This is a genomic window from Okeania sp. KiyG1 (assembly GCF_014132355.1).
Lineage (GTDB): Bacteria > Cyanobacteriota > Cyanobacteriia > Cyanobacteriales > Microcoleaceae > Okeania.
In genome coordinates, this window is the sequence record NZ_BLZO01000042.1 from 81776 (window position 1) to 103054 (window position 21279).

Consider the following 21279-nt stretch of genomic DNA (forward strand, 5'->3'; position numbering starts at 1 on the left):
GAATAATATATCAGAAAAAATTCAGAAGGAACTATTTTAATCGTTGACGATCAACTTTCTAATTTGAAAATTTTAGCTACCCTTTTAAAAGATAATAATTATAAGATAAAAAAGCCATTGATGGAGAGAGTGCATTAATTTCTATTGAAACAGACAGTCCCGATTTAATTTTACTAGATATAAAAATGCCCGATTTGAATGGCTATGAAGTTTGTGAACGTTTAAAAAATTATCCTAAAACTAAGGATATTCCCATAATTTTTATTAGTGCTTTAAATGAAGTTTTTGATAAAGTAAAAGCATTTGAAGTAGGGGGAATAGACTATATTACTAAGCCCTTTCAAGAAGAAGAAGTTTTAGCAAGAGTTAAAAGTCAGTTAATTATTCAAAAACAGAGAAAACTATTAGAAATAGAGCAGGAAAATCTTAAACAAGAAATTAAACAACGCCAAGAAGCAGAGGCGATTTTATATCAATCTAGAGCATTAATTTCTAGTATTTTAAATTCTTCTCTTGATGGTATTGCAGCGATGGAGGCATTGAGAGACCGGAGAACAGGAAATATTATTGATTTTTCTTGTTTAGTTGTTAATCCAGTTATTGCTAGAGCTTTTAATCAAGAACCACAAGATTTAATTGGTAAATTAGTGTTTAAAAAGTTTTTAAATACAATTAATGATGATTTATTTGCTAATTTTGTTGATGTGGTAGAAACTGGAAAGTCTTTAGAGCAGGATATTTATTATAGTGACCCAGAAGAAGGAAAATGGTATCATTTCATCGCTGTTAAATTAGGGGATGGTTTTGCGATTACAGTCAGGGATATTACAGAAAGGAAAAACTTAGAATTAACCCTTGAAGAAACTAATAAAGAATTAGAAACTTTTAGTTATAGTATAGCTCATGATTTCCGCAGCCAATTAGAAACTATTGAGTCATTAACTCATTTTCTCAAAGAAGAATATGAAGATGATAATTATACTAATCAAAATGCTCAAGATTATTTTGAATTAATGTTTCAATCAACTGCTCGGACACAGCAGATTATTAAAGATTTACTCATGTTGTCAAAGATAAAAAAAAATCAAATAACTCTTGAATTAGTGCATTTAAGTAACATAGTTCAAGAAATCCTAATGAAACTTAAAATAAAAGAACCACAAAGAAAAGTTGAATTAGTAATTCAGCCCAATGTTACAGCTCCAGCAGATCAAATATTTTTAACAATGGCTTTAGAACATTTAATTGGTAATGCTTGGAAATATTCATCTAAAAAGATGTTAGTCATATTGAATTTGGAATTTTATCTACAGAAAAACAAGAATTAGATACAATCATTAATCAATGTTCTTTATATTACAAAGACAAAAACTTATGTGCACAAAAATCAGATTTAATTTATTTTATTAAAGATAATGGTGCTGGTTTTGATATGGAAGTCTTCAAAGAATTATTTACTCCTTTTAAGCGATTCCATTCAGATGATGAATTTGAAGGAACTGGTATTGGTTTATCAATTGTTAAAAGAATTATTAATTGTCACCAAGGTTTAATTTGGTGTACTTCTCAAGTGGAACAAGGGACTACTTTTTATTTTACTCTTAATAGCAGTAGAAAAAGTTAAGGAGTCATTTCAGTTATCAGTTATCAGTTATCAGTTATCAGTACCTCTACCTGTTTGCGCAGCATTCCGCAGGAAAGTCAAAGGCTTGAAATATTGAACCTTATTTTTTTCATCCCCTTGTAGAGCGGCAGCTCGCTGCGCAGCCAAGGGGAGGCTTGAGACCTTATTTTTCGGTCAGGAGTCAGGAGTCAGGAGAAATGGGAATTATAGAGGAGGTAGTCGGATATATTTGTCCCTTTATTTTTCCGCCCTTCTCTGCTGAAAATGCTGACTTTTTGTAGCTCTGAACAACTGGAAAGCTGGTACTTTTTTTGCACTAATAAAGACTAAAGCCTTTATCTATAAATGGTTTGAGAGTTAATCAGCAAGCCCTATTTATCTACTGGATTGATTTGAGGAAAAATTTATCAGATTTTATCTGGCTATATCTAGCTATCGCTCTATTCCCTATCCAATTATTCCAACCAATTCAACAAATCCTCCAAACTACTAAAACTTAAAATTGCTCCTCCTAAATATTCTAATTTTTCCATAGATAATTATTGAATATTCTCTCGGATTATTTCAGTAATTTATCCACTAAATATTCTCTTCAGTAGGGGGGATTTCCTAACGAATATCCCCCCTACTAACTAATTTTTTTCTCACTTCTAGTACGCAAAAATTCTCCGACAATTGCAATTGCTCCTGAGCCTAAAATTAAAATTACACTCAGGGCATTAATATCAGGTTTTACCCCTGTACGAATCCTACTAAAAATTTCCATCGGCAAAGTTGTTGCCCCACTTCCTGAAGTAAAACTAGCAATTAAAAAATCATCCATACTTAATACAAAAGCTAGCAAACATCCAGATATAATTCCTGGTATTAATTGAGGTAACAATACTTGTAAAAAAGCTTCTACTGGAGTTGCTCCCAAGTCCAAGGCAGCTTCCTCTAAATTAGGGTCTAAATCTGCTAATCTTGTAGAAACAACTAAACCCACATAAGCTAGACAAAAAACAATATGAGCTGCAATAATTGTCCATAAACTTAATCTAATTGCCAATGCTGCTAAAAAGACTAAAGTCGCAACAGCGATCGCTATATCAGGAATAATTAATGGTAAATAAGAAACACCCATGTATAAAGATTTGCCTCGAAATTTATATTTTGCTAAACCTACTGCCATTAAAGTACCAATAACTGCTGAAACAACCACAGCACAGATAGCTACAGTTAAACTATTTTGTAAAGCATTTAAAACCCTAGTATCCTGAAAAAGTTTAACGTACCATTCTAGGGTAAAGCCTTCCCATCCTGCACTATATTTAGATTTATTGAAACTATAAAAAGTCAAGACAAAAATTGGCAAGTACATAAAAAGAACATTAAAATTGTAAATATTACCTGCCAAGAAATCTGAAATTTTGATTTAGATTTAGACATCTCTATTGGAATATTATCTTCTGGATTTATTAAAGTATTTGTCATCTTTGAAATTGCTAGTTAATATTGATTATTTTTCTCTAATAAATATGAATTTGTAGCAGAAATTTATCTATGTATTAGTATCAAACCCCTACTCCCTACTCCCCACTCCCCCACTCCCCTACTCCATAAAATGTAGAAAAATTTTTGATAAATGGTATTACTTAGAGGGTTTACCATCGCCAAATTTTAGTAAAAGAGCGATCGCTATACTCACCCCAAAAATCATAACCATACTCAAAGCAGAACCGAACCCCCAATTTTGAGTAGCTCCTAAAAATTGATTATAAATTAATCTAGCTGCCGTCATACTAGAAGCACCACCCAATAATTCAGGGTCAACAAAATCTCCTAAAGAACTAATAAAAACTAATAAAGAACCTGCAGCAATACCAGGTAAACTTTGAGGGACAGTAACTTTCCAAAAAGTTTGTATAGGGGTTGCTCCTAAATCTGCCGATGCTTCTAATAATCTCCGGTCTAACTTTTCTAAAGAAGCATAAAGAATAGTCACAATATAAGGTAAATAACTATAGCTCATACCAATAAAAACAGCGGGAGTTCGATTCAATACTTCTAAAGGAGGTAATCCGATAATGCCAATAACTGAGTTTAATACGCCAGTGGGTCGTAAAATTGTAATCCAAGCATAAGAGCGTAATAAAGATGAAGTCCAAAGGGGCAAAATAAAACCTAATAAAAGTAAATTTCGCCACCGTTTGGGTGACATTAAAGCAATCCAATAGGCTACAGGAAATCCCAATAATAAACATAAAATTGTTGTACCCGTAGCAAAATAAATTGAACGCCAAATTACTTTTAAATTAATCAGGTTAAATACTCGTAAATAGTTGGCAATGCCATCAGGATTTACTAAATCTCCAGGTCGAATATTTTCTACTAAACTCAGTTGGAAAATGACTAAAGTCGGCAACACTAATATCAACAGTAACCACAAACCTGCTGGACCTAATAAAACTAAAGGACCCAACAGTTTAGAAAATGTTTGACTTATACCATGTTTGGACAGAGAATTAGGGAAAGCTGGAGCAGATGATTTAGTAGGTGTCATTTCAGTTATCAGTTATCAGTTATCAGTTATCAGTTATCAGTTATTAGTTATCAGCTCAAGTTAAAACTATTGACTATATAAAGGTTTCAATACTTAGGCTTTAATAACTAAAAAAAGTTCGTAGAATCATTCCACCAAGAAACTGAGGAATTTTTCTTCTTCCTTCCTCCTTCTTCCTCTTTCCTTCTTTCAATTATCCACTTCTTAATTTCGTCCAGTATTCATCATAAACTTCTTCATATTCACCCAGTGGAGCTAAACTTTCACACTTTTCAATAATTGATTCTGGGGGAAACAAAGTAGGATCTTCTTTTAGTTCTTCTGGTAATCTTTGATAAGCTACCCGAGAAGGTGTAGCAAAACTCAGTCTCTCCACAATTTCAGCTGCTATATCTGGTTGTAACATAAAATTAATCCACTGATAGGCACCATCAGGGTTAGGAGCATTTGTCGGAATTACTAATGTATCCGTCCACAGAGAAGAACCACTGCGGGGAGTAATATATTCTAAATCTTCATTTTCTGGTTTAATTTCTGCAGCATCAGAAGAATAACACATGGCAATTAACAAATCTTCTACCAAAATTTGAGACCGCCAACCATCTGTAGTAAAAGAAGCGATCGCTGGTCTAAGTATGAGTAACTCTTCATAAGCTCCCCTGATACTTTCAACATTGGTGGAGTTGTAGGAATATCCAAGCTTTCGCAAAGCACATCCCATCACCTCACGCACGTCATTAACTAGAGTCAAGCGCTTCGATATTAAATCTTGATTTTCCCAGAGATACTCCCAGTCAGTAGGCGCACTTGGTAACAGTTTGCTATTGTAAATCAAACCAGTAGTACCCCAACTGATGGGTACACTATAGGCATTACCAGGGTCATATATAGGGTCTTGAAATTCAGGGAACAGATCGTCTAAACCAAGAATTAGAGAATGGTCTAACTCTGTCAGCAAACCCAGAGATTCCATTTTTTGCACCATATAATCAGATGGATAGATGATGCTATATGCTCCACCTCCCCCAGCTTGGACTCTAGCTAGCATCGACTCATTAGAGTCAAACACATCTGCAACTACTTTGATACCTGTTTCATCGTAGAAGCGGTCTAGCAAATCTTGATCTGTATAACCTGCCCAAGTATAGATATAAAGTAAATCTGAATCTCCCTGCATTCGGGGGTTAGATTTTACTTCAGCTAATCTCCAACCACAACTAGATAGAGCTGAAGCTGCGATGGTAGCTGCTGACGTTTTGAGAAATTGACGTCTAGAAGTGCCAGCATCTTGCTTGTCAACAGATGTAGCAATCACTTTTCCCCGATTTTTATCGAAATTAGTTGGAGGCACTTTCAACAATTAATAATTAATAATTAATAATTAACAATTACCTCTCCTTGAAAAGAAGAGGATTGACGCAAAAGGGAAAATTTTTTCTTCTCTTGGTCTGATGGATATGGCTTCGACCGCTTTTTTCTCCTTTAAAGGAGAGGATTTTTACCTTAATTATTCGGTAATTTTTCAATAGTGAAAATTTAGTTTGCGTTATTTGTTATCTTGTCTCGCTGAGAGCTAAACAATTTTGTTTTGCCCAATAAATATAGATAGGAGTATCTGCACTGGGCAAAGTTCCTTCTGTATTGGGTTGCCTGATCGTCATGCGATCGCCTGACAACAGATTTACATGATAATATACATGAGTCCCCATATACATTACATTCATTAATCTAGCTTCAAAACAATTTTCTGATACATCTGGAGAATAAAGACTTAGCTCTATTTTCTCTGGCCGCACACTGACGACTACGGAAGCACCTGTATAAATCTCTCCATTTTTCTCTTCTTCACTAACCGTTGATTGTTGTACAACAATTTTCATACCACGATCTGTCTCAACTACTATATTTGAACGATCGATAAATTCAACTCTACCCTGAAATAAATTCGTCTCTCCAATAAAATCTGCGACAAAAGGACTTTCAGGCCGCTCGTAAATTTCTTGAGGGGAACCTATCTGCTCTATTCTACCTTCGTGCATCACCGCAATACGGTCAGACATACTCATAGCTTCTTCTTGGTCGTGAGTTACCATCACAAATGTTACGCCTAAATCTCGATGTAAACTAGACAATTCCATTTGCATTTGTTTGCGTAGTTTCAAGTCTAGGGCACCAAGAGGTTCATCTAATAATAATACTGCGGGACGATTTACCAACGCTCTTGCCAAAGCTACCCTTTGTTGTTGACCACCAGATATTTGATTGGGATAGCGATCGGCAAATTTTTCCATTTTTACCAGTCGTAAAGCTTGTGCCACTTTTTCCTCTGTTTCCGTTTTTCCTAAACGTTTAATTTTTAGTCCAAAAGCAATATTATCTTTGACACTGAGATGATTAAATAGAGCGTAGCTTTGGAAAACAGTATTTACAGGGCGACGGTAAGGGGGAGTTTGATTCATAGATACTCCCCTAATCATTATTTCACCTGCTGATGGGGATTCAAACCCAGCAATTAAGCGTAATGTTGTGGTCTTTCCACAGCCAGAAGGGCCAAGAATACTAAAAAATTCTCCTTGACGGATATTCAGGTCCACACCTCTTACGGCTGTATGGCCTTCAAACACTTTGAATACTTTACGCAGTTCAACGTCATTTTGGGTGTCGGTTATTGTTGTCCCTAGATTAAGTGCAGTTTGAGTCATGGTTGTTATGTCATAAGTAAGTGGGGAATTTGCTCTGGGAATTTGGGTCTTAATTAATTTAAGTGTAATGTTTTTCTATTTTAGCAGTTCTGGCTATTGCGCTTCATCTATTTGAGTAAAAGTAGCCTGATTTAGTGGAGAATAACACAGACATTTATTACATCTGTTATACCAATTTAAAAAAATAGTACTATACTTAAGTAAAACTTCAATTATTCAATAATTAAATAATTAACATATATAGCAATTTCCAAAAAGCGTGAGGTACAAAAATCCTTGGTTTTAGGGAGTAGGGAGTAGTAATTTTTGTTCCGTAGGAATCGATAAAGAAGAAAAACAACTGTACCTAATTAGCTTGGGAAACGCTATATACCGAATAAATTGTTGGTAATTATTAACCAGTTATTGTTAATTATTCTTCTTCTCCCCTACTCCCCTACTCCCCACTCCCCTACTCCCCACTCCCCTACTCCCCACAATGCGAAAATGCTGCTTTTGCAAACAACTTTTTAGCTGTTTGTCTAGGATATCAGAAATCAGATTTTCTATTTTTTTAATCTCCTACTACAAAAATCTGTTGGGTGGTTAATTTAAACTCTGGAAATGTAGGAGAAATAATTTTTTCATCTCCTCGAAATTGTTGTACTTGATATTCTCCATCAATTAACTGATAAATTGACAAAGTTGGCTGTTTGGGGTCGCCGATATAACGTTTTCCTCCTAATTCTAAATAATCAACTATCCAATATTTTGGTATTTCTAATTTCTCATAATCAATTAATTTATGACCATAATCATCACGCCAATTTGTACTTACAACTTCAATAATTAGCTTGACTGTTTTTCCTTGAGTAATTGTGGAACGTTTTTTCCATAAATATTCATCTTTTAAAGCAGATTTATCCAAAACAATTACATCGGGATTATAACCAGATTTATCTGTATCTATAGGTTTAACAATTGCTTGTCTGGGAATAATATAAGGAAGTTCAAGAAGTTCGATTTGTACTCCTAGTTTAAGGGCGATAAAATCTGCTACTTGTTCGTGAATTCTAGTAGGTTGCATTTCAAAAACAACTCCATTGTGTAATTCATAACGACCATAACCATCTGGATACCAATCTGAAAATTCATCCAAGGTCATTAATTGTGGGGTAGTTTCTACAATCATATTAATCTCTTTTCTGTAATTTTATATTAGTTTTATTCTACGATATTAATTGAGGGCTATTTCAGTTATCAGTTATCAGTTATCAGTTAGCCTCCTCCGGAGGAGCTACGTTAACAGTACCTCTGAAATAAGGAGGCTTAAAATACGGAATCTTCTTTTTCTCTTGGTCGATTAGATATGGCGAGGAGACCCGCTCCGCTTTATATGTTGCGGAGCAAAACGCCATCTCTCGATCGCTTTTTATCCTCTTAAAAGAGGAGGCGTAACTACCTCAATTTTTCGGTTAAAATGTAAGCTACTCTTTCTAGTAAATCTACTCATTTCCGGGATAAATTTAGTTATTCTGTGTAAGCATTTTCTGCGGAATGCTGCATAAACATAATTTTTAATTCTCCTTCTCAGATAATAATACCAATTTGAAAAAAGAATGCTACAAAAAGGTAGGTATTGATCGGATATGCTGAAAAATAGCTGCTCCAGTTCATTTTAGATAGTTATTTCTATCGTTTTTCCCTTTTTTTCAAAATTTTCCCCTTCTTCCTTCTTCCTTCTTCCTTCTTTCGTACGGACTATGCAACGTCCCTAGCATTTGTAACAAACATTTATAAAATTGGTATAAGTTAATAACTGATAGCTGACTGCTGAATGCTGAATGCTGTTTGCGCAGCATTCCGGAGGAAATGCTTACTATTCTGTTAGTAAATAATCATCATTATTTGAAGGAGATAATTCTGGGTTAGGAGATGATTTTTCTCTTGGCATATCGTCTTTTTTTTCAGTAGATTCTTCTAATTGTTCGGGAGATTTTTCTGAGGATGGTTTAGCTGTTTCTGGTTCATCTTTTTTCTCAGTAGATTCTTCTGTTTCAGCAGATGATTCTTCTCTTGGCATATCGTCTTTTTTCTCAGTAGATTCTTCTAATTGTTCGGGAGATTTTTCCGAGGATGGTTTAGCGGTTTCTGGTTCATTTTTTTTCTCAGTAGATTCTTCTGTTTCAGCAGATGGTTCTTCTGATTTTTCTTGTTTTTCCCATTCTGCAACTGGTTTAGTTAAAACATTTTTGAAGTTGACAGATAATAACAAAACAGACACCTCTTTTGGCGGTTCTCCTTCAGCTTCTACTTGAGAATATATAGAAGTACCATCAAAATCTGCTTTTCCTAAAAATAATCTCCTAGTTTTATCGTCTTGAAGTTTAATTTCTACAGTAATTTCTGGCTTTTCTAAACCATATTCAGATAACTGAGAAACAGGAGTATTAATAGAGCGGTCGCTTTTTAATCCTGTTATTTGGTCTAACAAAAATTCTACTGTTAGTAGATCGGCTTCTTTTTCTACAGGTGCAGTTATTTTCCAAGTTATTTCTTCGGCATTTTCATCCTTTGTTAAAGTTAATATTTCTGATTCTTGTTTGATAGTAATAGCCTGAATTTCTTCTGACTCAAAATTAAACACCTGTTTTTGTTGTTCTTGCAATTCAGCTTGTTGTTGCTTACCTCTAATTTCATAAAAATAAACAAACCCACCTAAAGCAAGTGCAGTTAATATTAATATTAAAGTTGTTCTTTTGATTTTCATAATTTTAGGGAATAGTTTAACAATTAATAATTAATTATTAATAATTAATTATTAGGGCTTACCGCTCTAATCTAAAAGCATTGAAATATAAAGACTTTAGCCTTTTTGAGGTCGAAAAAAGTGCCTGGTTTTCAGCTTTTCATGCTCAAAAAGTTAGTATTTTAGGCAAAAGTTGGGCAGAACAATCTTGGGACAATTCTTACTCCTATCTCCTCGCTCATTCCCATTTCTCCTGTCTTCCCCTCCCCTCCTGGGAGGGGGAGGGGCGAGGTGGGTTGTCTCCTGTCTCCTACCCCTACTAAAAGACTTTTGAGCGCAAACCCTAATTAACAATTACCTCTCCTTTAAAAGAAGAGGATTGACTCAAAGGAAAATTTTTCTTTTTATCCTCTTAAAAGAGGAGACTTTCAACCACAATTTTTCGGTAAAAATATTCATTTCGTTAGTTGTACCATATTAACCTGGAATCTGCTGTATCATAAAAGTTTCTAACTATTCAATCAACTTTGACAGCAATTCCCCAATATAACTTCAACAAAAAAAAGCTTTTTAAATCATTAATTGGATGTTTTAATACCTCCGTTATACTGACTTATAACTTCAGAAATCTCTGTTAAAACAACAACTTCTGACTTCTAAATTCTAACTTCTGAATTCATGATCGTCATGGCAGTATATAATCATTTGTTTAGCTTTTTTCATGCTCCAAAAATATATACTTTTTAACAATTATATTGACTTATAACTTCAGAAATCTCCGTTAAAAAAACAACTTCTGACTTCTAAATTCTAACTTCTGACTTCATGAGTAAATCTCCGCTAAAAAAACAACTTCTGACTTCTGAATTCATGATCGTCATGGCAGTATATAATCATTTGTTTAGCTTTTTTCATGCTCCAAAAATATATACTTTTTAACAATTATACTGATTTATAACTTCAGAAATCTCCGTTAAAAAAACAACTTCTGACTTCTGACTTCTAACTTCTGACTTCATGAGTAAATCTCCGCTAAAAAAACAACTTCTGACTTCTGAATTCATGATCGTCATGGCAGTATATAATCATTTATTTAGCTTTTTTCATACTCCAAAAATATATACTTTTTAACAATTATACTGATTTATAACTTCAGAAATCTCCGTTAAAAAAACAACTTCTGACTTCTGAATTCTAACTTCTGACTTCATGAGTAAATCTCCGCTAAAAAACAACTTCTGACTTCTGAATTCATGATCGTCATGGCAGTATATAATCATTTATTTAGCTTTTTTCATACTCCAAAAATATATACTTTTTAACAATTATACTGATTTATAACTTCAGAAATCTCCGTTAAAAAAACAACTTCTGACTTCTGACTTCTGAATTCTGACTTCATGAGTAAATCTCCGCTAAAAAAACAACTTCTGACTTCTGAATTCATGATCGTCATGGCAGTATATAATCATTTATTTAGCTTTTTCATGCTCCAAAAATATATACTTTTTAACAATTATACTGATTTATAACTTCAGAAATATCCGTTAAAAAAACAACTTCTGACTTCTGACTTCTAACTTCTGACTTCATGAGTAAATCTCCGTTAAAAAAACAACTTCTAAATTCTGAATTCTGAATTCTAAATTCTAAATTCTAAATTCATTATCGTCTTCGCCACCAAATAATTCCACCAATTGTAAAGCCTAAAAATGGCAAAATTACTATTGCCATCCAACTTAAAAATCTAGCTCGTACTAACCTCATTGCAATACGACGGTTTGTGGTTTTTTTCGGACTAATAGAAAGTATTTTCTCTTCTGGTTTACCTAACCAAGAAACTGAATTAAGAAAAACATCTTTATTTAGCTGCTGTTGAAACCAACCATTTGTCGCAAATTGAGAATTTCCTAACACTACTAAACGTGCTTCTTCAGATGTATTTTCTGATTTTTCTACTATTTCTGTAGAGTCAAATTCATCTGGTGGTTGACCAGGAAGTGGGGGAATAACTTCAGCAGAAGTTATCTCTTTTTGCTCTTCTAACTCTGAAGTAGAAGTTGCCACAGGTTCATTCGGTGGTTGGCCAGGAAGTGGAGGAATAGGAGTAAAGTCTAATCCTGTTTCATTACCTTTTTCTACAGTAGAAAAACGAGTAAAAGCTACACCTATTGATAATGGTCCAAGGCGATCGCGACCCTCATTAAACTGTAACTGACCCCTTAAATCTGTTTCGGCCCAACTTTGGTCATTAGTCCAAATTAGAGGACTTTCTACTATTCCATCCACTGTTTCACTTTCTATTGGTCGAGCGAAGGGATATAATGAAATGCCATTGCTAAAGTCTTGAGTAATAGGATGTTCTCCATAGCTGCTAACTAATACCACCCAAGGGTCAAGACCTACTAACCGACCAATACTTGGGTCATCTATTGCCAGGCGATCGTCAACTAATACTCCCCACTCTTCAAATAAATCATCTAACCCCGGGTTAGTGCTTGGGTCTAACATGATAAACACACCACCACCTCGGTCTAAATAGTCTTTTAAAGCAGTAACTTCTGCCTCTAAAAATTCTCTTTGCGGACCGGCAATAATTATCACATCTGCATCTTCAGGTACTTGAGAAATGCTTGCCAAATTTATCGATTCTACTATATATTTTTTATTTTCAAGAGCTTTAAGAGCTTCGGAAAAACCTCTTTGTCCTTCTTCTAATTCCCTTTCACCGTGACCTTGAATAAAATATATTGTTAAAACTTTGCCACCGAGTATTTCTTCTATACTATTAGTTAGTTTAGATTCTGTTAGTGGTTCTAGTTTTCTACTAATAATAACTTCTTTTCTTTCTCCTGCTTCGAGATGAATTTCTCCTAACTGTTGTACTCCAAATTCATTAGCTTTTCCTGGTTGTTTCTGAGGGTCTACTAACTCAAAATTAAATTTACCATTTCCTTGTCTTTGATAGTTTTCTATTAGTTGAGTGTATTGAGGATTTTCCCCTCGGTCAAATATCCAAAGTTTGACTGGTTGTTCGAGATTTTCTAATACTTCAATTGTTTGAGGCGATAATGTAAATTGTTGATTTTCAGTAAAGTCTATTCTAGTTTGATAACGAACTGCTAAGAAGTTGATTAATCCCAGAATTATTAATACAGAAATCGTGGCAAAAATTGCATTTGTGCCTGCTTCGGTTGCTCGACCACTCCACCAAGTTGTAGTTGAATTTTGTTCTACTGAATAAGCTTGATAAAAAACCCATAAACCAATTATGACTATGCCAGTAATTATTAAACTTAATGGTATTGGTTCCCAAGTTCCTGAAACAACACCTGCTGATACACCGATAATAGTTAAAATTGGTCCTAGCCAAAATATATAAGTCCAAGTACTTTTGATACTGTTCATATTATCTTTTTTCTATCTGTAAATTGTCTTGAATAGGAAATAAGGAATAACATACAAACAATTTTACAGCAGATTCTACTTTGGTGAGGTACATCATCGCGGGCAATATGCCCGCACTGAGAACATTTAATTGTTATATCTGTACTTCACATACTTGGAATATGCCGTATATTATGAATAAATTTAGAAATTTCTGTAACTTTATCAATTTTTATAATTCAAATATTTTGTAAGCATTTACTCCAGAATGCTTACAATATTTTAATTTTCTACTCCTTCTAAAATACCCACTAAAACTTTACCTAAATCTTTTATATCGTCTGGTATTCTAAATAAATTGATATCTTGTGTAATTTGTTGATCAGTTTTATTTAATTTACCAAAATACCATACATTTCCCATTGTTACTGCGCCATAAAAAATATTGTTTTCTTCGACTTCAGCTAATGCAATTAACTCTACATCTAGCTGAGTAAAACCTCTAGTTAAATCGTCATTTTTAGCTTCAATAACTAATAAATTATTCCGATAACGCAATAAATAATCCAAATTACCTTTCAACCAATCGTTGACTTTCAGAGGATATTCAATTCTTAACTGACAATGACAATAATAAACAATTTCCAATAAAATTGGAGAGACTAAAATTTCTCGTCTAGCAGTTTCATTACTTAAATTAACAAAGGGTAAAATAGCCTCTAGTTTATTCTGTATTTCTGATAAACATTCTAATGTTTTTGTTGTCTTTGGCAAAGATAAACGAGATTTCACTAATGAATAATTTAACTCTGCTAAGATTTCATCAGCTTCATAAGGTAAGTCAAAATAAGACCGAAAAGTATCAGATTGATCTTCTTGTAATATTTTTATTTTAGGCATCGCGAGACTCCATTAACTTAGTTATCAATTATTAGTTAGGGCTTGCTGAATAAATCTCAAAGCATTTACAGGTAAAGCTTTTAGACTTTTTAGGTCTGAAATACCTTGGTTTTCAGCCCTTCATGCTCAAAGAAAGAGCGTATTTTGGGCGAGAGTTGGGCAAAAAAATACTCCCCTACTCCCCTTTTCCCCTCCTGGGAGGGGTTAGGGTGGGTCCCCTACTCCTTAAAAAAGACTTTTGAGCGCAAACCCTAGTTATCAGTTATCAGTTCCTTCAGGAATAGGGAAGTATTAACCTCATTTATTGGTCATAATAAATGGCTTCAATACTATTTTTTAGGTCGGAAATTAAGTAGGTAAGTGAAAAAATTTACCGAATAATTAAGGTTTAAAGTCTATCACTCGCCGTGGAGAAACAAGGGGTCGATCTTCGCAGCTTTCCCGTAGGGTGGGATGGCGAGAGAAAATATTTTTCTTTTATTCAATCCTCTTCCTTTTAGGGAGAAGTAATTATCAATTATCAATTATTGAAAACTACGTTATTACGACTAGAACGGAGTGTAAAGAAGCAATCTCAAGGGTTTTGACTACATCAATATTTTTTTGCATAGTGAAGTTTATGTGCGCCTACCTACTTATCTCTTTTATCAAAAAGACATCCTTACATTATTTTTTCACCGTTAGTAGTCGTGTAAAAATAACTTGAATAGTTTTTTAATGGAAGCTATATTTCACAATTTATCCCAGATAAAATTTGTACAACTTATTCTTACATGGCTCCTTAGTATTATACCTATATTTCTCTACTCCCTATTCTCAAAAATTTCTATCCCCACTTTGGATTAATTCTGCCTGGTAAAGAAATATAGGTTGTGCAGAGCGCGTAATGTGTGGAATAAGTAAGTAGCAAAAGTGCGAATCTAATCTAAAAGCACTGAGATATAAAGGTTGAGCGCATTTTTGTCGCGAAGGGGGTGCAAATATTTAAGCTTCTTGGACCAAAAAGTTAGGAAAAGATACAGGTAGAATTATTCCTCCTACTTTCTCAGCTCTCCCCGCCCTCCCCACATTCCCCTCCTGGGAGCAGGGCTAATTCATTGTCGTCAGAGAATATTTATAACCCTATATTTTTTTGAGATCCTGTGCTTCCCACACTCCCCACACTCCCCACACGAACCACACTCCCCACCCCTCCTTTTTTCTCTGGTGACAATAAATTGACCCAGCCTCCTGGGAGGGGAGGGGCGAGGGTGGGTCCCCACCCTCCCCACACTTCCCACACTTTCTTGACGCACAACCTGGGTTAACTTCTGACTTCGTTAAAGGTGTGCCACTCCACTACAAAATATTTTCATCTTGTGAAGCACCAAAGAAAACCTAATCAAAAAAAGAACTTGCATCCTCAAATAAAACTTGATAGTATAGTGTTATTGGGGGTTGCTCGCCCCTGTGCATGATTTTTTATTCAACATAGAATCGCCTGGCTGTTGATCGCCAATCCCCACAAAAACCACCCTAGAAAGCCAATCAATCATTTTGTGAAGCTCAAAAGCCAAATCAAAAAAAGAGGTTGCATATTCAAACAAACCTTGATAGTATAGTGTTATTGGGGGTTGCTCGCCCCTACGCATGATTTTTTATTCAACATAAAAACCCTAAAACAAAGAAATTAATATTTATTTACCCTACAACTTCAAACATCAGAAAAAAACAATATTAAACCATGAATAGTTCCGAACAAACCTCTTGGAATAACGTCCGCGAAGCCTTCCGTAAAATCTGGGGATACGATAATTTTCGACCACCACAAGGAGAAATAATTAGTTGCTTATTAAAAGGAAAAGACGCCTTAATAATCATGCCAACTGGTGGAGGAAAATCAATATGTTTTCAACTACCAGCTCTACTAAAAACAGGCTTAACTTTAGTAATTTCTCCCTTAGTTGCGCTGATGGAAAATCAAGTTCAAGAACTGCGTGATCGCTCACTACCCGCCTCTCTTCTCCATAGTCAAATACCCAACTCCCAAAAACAAAAAACCCTCCAAGCATTACAACAAAATAAACTAAAATTACTTTATCTTTCCCCAGAAACATTATTTAATAAAAAAGTTTGGAACTTACTCTGCCAACCCCAGATAAAAATCAACGGTTTAATATTAGATGAAGCTCATTGTCTAGTACAATGGGGAGAAACTTTTCGTCCTGCTTATCGTCGCTTAGGAGCAGTACGTTCAGCACTAATAAAATCTAAAACTCCAAGTACTAAAATTGCTATTGCCGCCTTTACCGCCACTGCCGACCCCCAAGCCCAAAATATCATTAAAAAAACCTTAAAACTGCAAAACCCACAACCATTTTTACTTAGCCCCTACCGAAATAACTTATATTTAAAAATTCAAAAAATTTGTACTCCTAGAAGTCGCCGTCAACAGTTATTTAAGTTTATTAAAGGTAGAGAAAAACAGGCAGGTTTAATTTACGTTAGAACAAGAAAAGACAGTGAAAATTTAGCCGAAATCTTACGACAAAAAGATTATAAAACTATAGCTTATCACGCAGGTTTAAGCGCTGAAGAAAGACGAAATATAGAGAAAGCTTGGATAGGTGGAGAAATAAATTTTGTGGTCTGTACTTCTGCCTTTGGTATGGGAATAAATAAACCAGATGTACGGTGGGTAATACATTTTCAAGCACCATCACTTTTGTCTGAATATATTCAAGAAGTGGGTAGAGGAGGTAGAGACGGGAAACCTGCCGAAGCTTTAACATTAGTCAGCGAACCTACTGGTTGGTTAGACCCAGAGGATAAGCAAAGACAAAAATTTCTAGTAGATAAGTTGCGATCGCAATATCAAACAGCCCAAAAATTAATCAAACAACTGCCAACTACGGGAAATATCAATGCTGTAACCGATGAATTTCCTGATGCAGCGATCGCCCTCTCTATCTTACATTCTTCCGGAAAATTGAGATGGCGCGATCCCTTTAACTATATTATGAATAAGTCTGGTACTGGCAAAATATTATCCTTAGATTACAATTCCGGTATTCAGGAAATGAATCAATATTTCACAACAAGCAAATGTCGATGGCAGTTTTTACTACAAGCATTTGGCTTTTCTAAGGAAGCTCAGAATATGCGTTGCGGTCACTGCGATAACTGTATTCGGAGAGGAAGAGGAAAAATATTTGGTTAAAATCGTTCTTGATTGAATATAAGGCAATACGGTTCAGTTAAGGATTTTTTTTCCAGTTATACCAAATTGATAAATGTTTGCTACAAATATCTAGGGTATTTCTTAGGAGTCAGGAGTCAGGAGTCAGGAGTCGTATGGGAATAGCTTTAATACCATTTTTTATGGTGTAATACCAAGCGTGATAAATGTTTGTTACAAATGGTAGGGACGTTGCATGCAACGTCCGTACGAAAGAAGGAAGAGGGAAGAAGGAATAAGGGATAAATATTTAAAAAATGGAAAAACGATATAAATAACTATCTAAAATGAACTAGACTAGCTATTTTTAAGCTTATTCGATCAAGGTCTACCTTTTTGTAGCATTCTTTTTTCACGCTTGGTATAAATTATCTTTTTTCTCAAAGAGACATCTCCTGTAAATTATTTTTATCGCTCTTACTATTCGTAACATTCTTTTTTCACGCTTGGTATTATGTAGTCTGAAAAGCCTATCTAATCGTTCCATATCTTATGAGTTTTCGTCTTAACTGAACCGTATTGGAATACAAGGGAATATTATTTCTTTTTTTTCCCTTAAAAGGGGAGGCTTTAAACCAGAATTATTAATTATTAATTATTAATTATTAATTATTAATTATTAATTATTAGGAAAAGCTATTTCCGACAAATTGACTTAGACTTCAATTTTGCTTGACCCTCACAGCGAAAACCATCCTTGCACCATTGTGTCATATCTACCTGTGTCAGTTTTAGCACATCAGCACATCTTGGTTCTATTATCTTACTTCCCACAGCCCAAAATAAACTACGAATTACATCCAAACCAGTCTTGAGAGTAGATTCTTTATTACCAGGCACACCTATTTCCTCAACAATATCAGTTTCTACCCATATCCCATTAGCACCCAGAATAATCTGTGCTAACCATTTAGCTCTAGGTAAATGAGTAGCAGATGTCACCAGTTTAATATGCTCCACTCCCCATTTCTTGAGAATTGGCAAAGTAAAATACAAGTTACCAAAAGTAGATTTAGAGCAATATTCTAACCAAACCTTCTCTACAGGAGCATTTTCCCGTTGAAATAATCCGACAATACAAGGGTCTTGAGATCCACTAGAAATTAATATTGGGGTTTGAGGGTCTTGTTTAGCCACTTTAGCAATATACATTTCCCGTTTAATACTTCCACCTAAAACTAAATAAGTATCCACAGGAGATTTTGCTGCTGACTGGAGTGAAATAGTATTTCCAACTAGCCACACTAATAGACTAGAAAATATAGAAAAAAGGAACAACAGCAGTATTTTCCTGATTTTCTGATTGCCACAAATGTTTGGATTTCTTGTCATAGATAATTATTGGGAGTTATTTTAGCTTATCTCTATTCTCCCAACTGGTCTTACTTTGTTCCTATTTTTTTTATACTACACGCTGGTATATCTTCTGAAATTTTAGGAACAGGTCATTTCAGTTATCAGTTATCAGTTAGCCTCCTATGGTCGTAACTGCGCCCTTCAGTTATCAGTACCTCTGCAATAAGGAGGCTTGACATAAGGGATGCTCTTTTCTCTTGGTCGATTAGATATGGCGAGGAAACCCGCTCTTGACAGAGCCGCTCCGCTAACGCCATCTCTCGACCGCTTTTTATCCCCTTAAAAGGGGAGGCACATACCCACAATTTTTCGGTAAGCTTTCTACCTACCTATTCCCACATTTCCTATATCAGAGGGAATTTGGATCGACACCCAAGTCGCGTAATTTAGTAGCTAATTTTTCGGCCCGCTGCTTTTCTTGTTCGGCCCGTTGCTTTTCTTGTTCGGCCCGTTGTTTTTCCTGTTTGCTCCCACACTTCCCACCCTTCCCACACTCCCCTTTGAAGTCATTCAGAAGCTTCTTGCAAGACAAAACGCATTTCTCCATTTTGATCTATTTCTACTTTCCCTCCAAGTTTTAGAATTTCTTTTTGAGCGCGATCGCGTACTCTTTGGTCTCTTGTTTGACCATATACCCACAACCAAGCATTAAACTTGATTAATTTACTATCAGGGTCTCGCTTCAGAAATTCTGCTGTTTGTCTAAACAGAGATGTTAAACTTTGATATGATGTATTTTCAGCCCATTCAGCTGCCATTTCGTGAGAATTAATTGCTCCAGGAATATCACCTACGAACAGTAATTGATCTATACCTTTCCATCTCCATACTTGCCAAGCTTTCAAATCTATTTCTGGAGAAAGTACATCGGTACCACGAGTCATATATTCTACAGCGACTTTTGGTTTACCTTCATATATAGATAAAGAGTTAGATACAAATAGATATGTATCAACCCATCTTGGATCTAAGCGGGTGATGATATCAAAGTAATCTTCACTAAGAGAATAGCCTGTTTGATTTCTGGCAGAGTCGTCCCCAAAATATTGCAGAAATTGGAGAAACACCCAGTCTGCAATCAAATTATCAAATCCAAAAGTCGGAGATGCCTTCAATAATTTTAGCTGTAGAGCTTCTTTTTCTTCAGCTTCTACTGCATCTGCCAAGTCTGAAACGATTTCTTTTTTTAAGGGAGAATTTTCTGAGGGCCAGAATACCTGTAAAGTGACGATACTTCCTAAAGCTGTTATGAAAACTGCTAGATTGACGAATGAACCTATCCAATTTGAGGTTTTGGCTTTTGTTTCCATCATGTCTTAAATTTTTATGTCAACGTTGGTTGAAAACCGGCGCTCTCTGGTGGGGAGCGTCAGGATGAATGCGAGCGCATTCCGCAGGAAAAACCAATCAATAAGAGCGGTTCTTGCAATAGTATGCTACTATTAATACCATAAGGCTGCTGGACTAGCAGTGTCTAGGGGAGCCGTCGGATTGGCGACGTACTGTGGAGCGACCGTAAGACCGAAAAGAGGTTCGACCTCGGAGGCAGATGCATTGTTAGCGCAGCTCTTCTGTCAAGAGGCAGCAGAAAGTCCCTATAAGTAATTTTAGGGAATCCCGCGTTGTCGAGTAAGCGCAACGTTGGGAGGATGTCAAGTCAAGAACACTAACGATCGAGAGATCCAAAATTACAGCAGTTTTCGACTTAATTAGTTACAAGTCGATCCGGCTTTCAGCAACAGAGAATAGGAAGGAAGATGCAGGAAAGTAAGTCACTTTATTTTTCCTCTCCCTTCTTTGCTTCAAGTTAAACTATACCTCACCATCCTTAAAAATACTGTAAGATGATTATCAGTTAATTTATTTTAATTACTTAACTCTTCTAAAATATAGAGTTAGAGACAATAGTCGTAACGGTAAAATTTGACTAGATAGTGAATTCCCTTGTCACTATAGATACAATAATAAATATATTCAGCTAATATTGTAGTATATTAGACTTCTTTCAAAAAATATTATCCCATATATCATAAATTAGTGGGAATGTCAATATCAAAAAATGTCCAACTACTAAAAAAATTCAATGAAATTAGCCTCAAAACGCAACTCCATTCTTAAAGCCATTTTGTACAGTGGAGCGATCGCTACAACCACAGCTTTATCATTATTGGCCCCCAATCTGAGTAAGCCTGCTGGGGCAAACTTAGAAAATAGCCCGAAAGCAGTTCTGGATGAAGCATGGCAAATTGTCAATAGAGAATATGTTGATGGTAGTTTTAATCAGATAGATTGGCAAGCAACTAGGCAAACTTTGTTAGAGAAAAATTATACTTCTAGCGAACAAGCTTATGAGGCATTACGTCAAGCATTAGATCAACTTAACGATCCCTATACTCGTTTCCTAGACCCGGAACAGTTTAAAGCTTTGACAAATCAAACATCTGGGGAAATGTCTGGAGTGGGAATGCAGCTCAAGGAAGATGAGCTGACCAAAGTAATTACGGTGGTGAGCGTTGTAGAAAATTCTCCAGCTATGAAAGCAGGTTTATTACCAGGAGATCAAATCCTGGAAATTGACGGCAAACCTACTGCTAGTTTGAATGTCTCAGCAGCAGCAAAACTAATTAGAGGTGATGTGGGCACAGATGTTGTACTGCAAGTCATGCGTTCTGGAGAAACAGAATTTGATGTAACTTTAACCAGGGCGAGAATAGAATTACAAGCAGTTCGTTACGATCTCAAGCGTGAAGGGAATAAACGTATTGGTTATATTCATTTACAAGAATTTAGCGCCCATGCGGGAGAACAGATGCAGAAGGCGAT

15 protein-coding genes and 1 pseudogene are annotated in these 21279 nt (G+C 35.3%); 4 read left to right on the plus strand and 12 right to left on the minus strand.

Going from position 1 to position 21279, the window contains the following annotated elements:
• The first annotated feature begins 167 nt into the window (after nucleotides 1-167).
• Together SAGCYANO_RS44310 and SAGCYANO_RS07315 are read left to right on the plus strand one after the other, a co-directional pair.
• Nucleotides 168-1328, plus strand: a complete 1161-nt coding sequence (locus tag SAGCYANO_RS44310) for a response regulator (protein ID WP_237395920.1) — start codon at nucleotides 168-170, stop codon at nucleotides 1326-1328.
• Nucleotides 1329-1396: 68 nt separating this feature from the next.
• The gene (locus tag SAGCYANO_RS07315; protein ID WP_255502484.1) at nucleotides 1397-1624 is read left to right on the plus strand and encodes an ATP-binding protein; all 228 of its coding nucleotides are present in this window, start codon (nucleotides 1397-1399) and stop codon (nucleotides 1622-1624) included.
• A 455-nt stretch (nucleotides 1625-2079) separates the two neighbouring features.
• Here SAGCYANO_RS07315 and SAGCYANO_RS50060 read toward each other — a convergent pair whose 3' ends face one another.
• The 9 genes and pseudogenes from SAGCYANO_RS50060 to SAGCYANO_RS07365 all read right to left on the minus strand — a co-directional run bounded on the left by SAGCYANO_RS50060 (nucleotide 2080) and on the right by SAGCYANO_RS07365 (nucleotide 13883).
• Entirely contained in the window at nucleotides 2080-2157 is a 78-nt protein-coding gene (locus SAGCYANO_RS50060) for a DUF4351 domain-containing protein (protein WP_202219488.1), read from the minus strand.
• Nucleotides 2158-2252: 95 nt separating this feature from the next.
• Nucleotides 2253-3097, minus strand: a pseudogene (locus tag SAGCYANO_RS07325) (ABC transporter permease).
• Between the two features lie 157 nt (nucleotides 3098-3254).
• Nucleotides 3255-4166, minus strand: a complete 912-nt coding sequence (locus SAGCYANO_RS07330) for an ABC transporter permease (protein ID WP_202219470.1) — start codon at nucleotides 4164-4166, stop codon at nucleotides 3255-3257.
• A gap of 193 nt (nucleotides 4167-4359) precedes the next feature.
• Nucleotides 4360-5478, minus strand: coding sequence for a spermidine/putrescine ABC transporter substrate-binding protein (locus SAGCYANO_RS07335; protein ID WP_202219489.1), 1119 nt, complete (start codon nucleotides 5476-5478; stop codon nucleotides 4360-4362).
• Between the two features lie 241 nt (nucleotides 5479-5719).
• A complete protein-coding gene (locus SAGCYANO_RS07340; protein WP_202219471.1) occupies nucleotides 5720-6868 on the minus strand; it encodes an ABC transporter ATP-binding protein in 1149 nt (382 codons plus the stop codon).
• A gap of 553 nt (nucleotides 6869-7421) precedes the next feature.
• Nucleotides 7422-8039 carry a Uma2 family endonuclease gene (locus SAGCYANO_RS07345; protein WP_202219472.1) on the minus strand — a complete coding sequence of 206 codons (618 nt, stop codon included), beginning with the start codon at nucleotides 8037-8039 and terminating at the stop codon, nucleotides 7422-7424.
• A 687-nt stretch (nucleotides 8040-8726) separates the two neighbouring features.
• Nucleotides 8727-9617, minus strand: coding sequence for a DUF4340 domain-containing protein (locus SAGCYANO_RS07355; protein ID WP_202219474.1), 891 nt, complete (start codon nucleotides 9615-9617; stop codon nucleotides 8727-8729).
• Nucleotides 9618-11261: 1644 nt separating this feature from the next.
• On the minus strand, nucleotides 11262-13004 hold the full coding sequence (locus SAGCYANO_RS07360) for a Gldg family protein (RefSeq protein ID WP_202219475.1): 1743 nt from the start codon (nucleotides 13002-13004) through the stop codon (nucleotides 11262-11264).
• 261 nt (nucleotides 13005-13265) lie between these two features.
• A complete protein-coding gene (locus SAGCYANO_RS07365; protein ID WP_202219476.1) occupies nucleotides 13266-13883 on the minus strand; it encodes a hypothetical protein in 618 nt (205 codons plus the stop codon).
• A 1723-nt stretch (nucleotides 13884-15606) separates the two neighbouring features.
• Here SAGCYANO_RS07365 and SAGCYANO_RS07375 point away from each other — a divergent pair.
• Nucleotides 15607-17082, plus strand: a complete 1476-nt coding sequence (locus tag SAGCYANO_RS07375) for an ATP-dependent DNA helicase RecQ (RefSeq protein ID WP_202219478.1) — start codon at nucleotides 15607-15609, stop codon at nucleotides 17080-17082.
• Nucleotides 17083-17736: 654 nt separating this feature from the next.
• Here SAGCYANO_RS07375 and SAGCYANO_RS07380 read toward each other — a convergent pair.
• The 3 genes from SAGCYANO_RS07380 to SAGCYANO_RS07390 all read right to left on the minus strand — a co-directional run bounded on the left by SAGCYANO_RS07380 (nucleotide 17737) and on the right by SAGCYANO_RS07390 (nucleotide 19769).
• Nucleotides 17737-18345, minus strand: coding sequence for a YdcF family protein (locus tag SAGCYANO_RS07380; RefSeq protein WP_237395918.1), 609 nt, complete (start codon nucleotides 18343-18345; stop codon nucleotides 17737-17739).
• Nucleotides 18346-18805: 460 nt separating this feature from the next.
• A complete protein-coding gene (locus SAGCYANO_RS07385; protein ID WP_202219490.1) occupies nucleotides 18806-18988 on the minus strand; it encodes a hypothetical protein in 183 nt (60 codons plus the stop codon).
• Nucleotides 18963-19769, minus strand: coding sequence for a hypothetical protein (locus tag SAGCYANO_RS07390; protein ID WP_202219480.1), 807 nt, complete (start codon nucleotides 19767-19769; stop codon nucleotides 18963-18965). The genes SAGCYANO_RS07385 and SAGCYANO_RS07390 overlap by 26 nt, the downstream gene beginning before the upstream one ends.
• A 770-nt stretch (nucleotides 19770-20539) precedes the next feature.
• On the opposite strand from SAGCYANO_RS07390, the gene SAGCYANO_RS07395 reads away from it, so the two are divergent.
• Nucleotides 20540-21279, plus strand: a 740-nt coding sequence (locus SAGCYANO_RS07395) for a S41 family peptidase (protein WP_202219481.1), incomplete at its 3' end; no start/stop codon positions are given.

Bases quoted from the DNA above. Each gene is read 5' to 3' on its own strand.
- SAGCYANO_RS07345 (WP_202219472.1), bottom strand. From the start codon at position 8,039: ATGATTGTAGAAACTACCCCACAATTAATGACCTTGGATGAATTTTCA.
- SAGCYANO_RS50060 (WP_202219488.1), bottom strand. From the start codon at position 2,157: ATGGAAAAATTAGAATATTTAGGAGGAGCAATTTTAAGTTTTAGTAGT.
- SAGCYANO_RS07365 (WP_202219476.1), bottom strand. From the start codon at position 13,883: ATGCCTAAAATAAAAATATTACAAGAAGATCAATCTGATACTTTTCGG.
- SAGCYANO_RS07330 (WP_202219470.1), bottom strand. From the start codon at position 4,166: ATGACACCTACTAAATCATCTGCTCCAGCTTTCCCTAATTCTCTGTCC.
- SAGCYANO_RS07390 (WP_202219480.1), bottom strand. From the start codon at position 19,769: ATGATGGAAACAAAAGCCAAAACCTCAAATTGGATAGGTTCATTCGTC.
- SAGCYANO_RS07355 (WP_202219474.1), bottom strand. From the start codon at position 9,617: ATGAAAATCAAAAGAACAACTTTAATATTAATATTAACTGCACTTGCT.
- SAGCYANO_RS07360 (WP_202219475.1), bottom strand. From the start codon at position 13,004: ATGAACAGTATCAAAAGTACTTGGACTTATATATTTTGGCTAGGACCA.
- SAGCYANO_RS07375 (WP_202219478.1), top strand. From the start codon at position 15,607: ATGAATAGTTCCGAACAAACCTCTTGGAATAACGTCCGCGAAGCCTTC.
- SAGCYANO_RS07340 (WP_202219471.1), bottom strand. From the start codon at position 6,868: ATGACTCAAACTGCACTTAATCTAGGGACAACAATAACCGACACCCAA.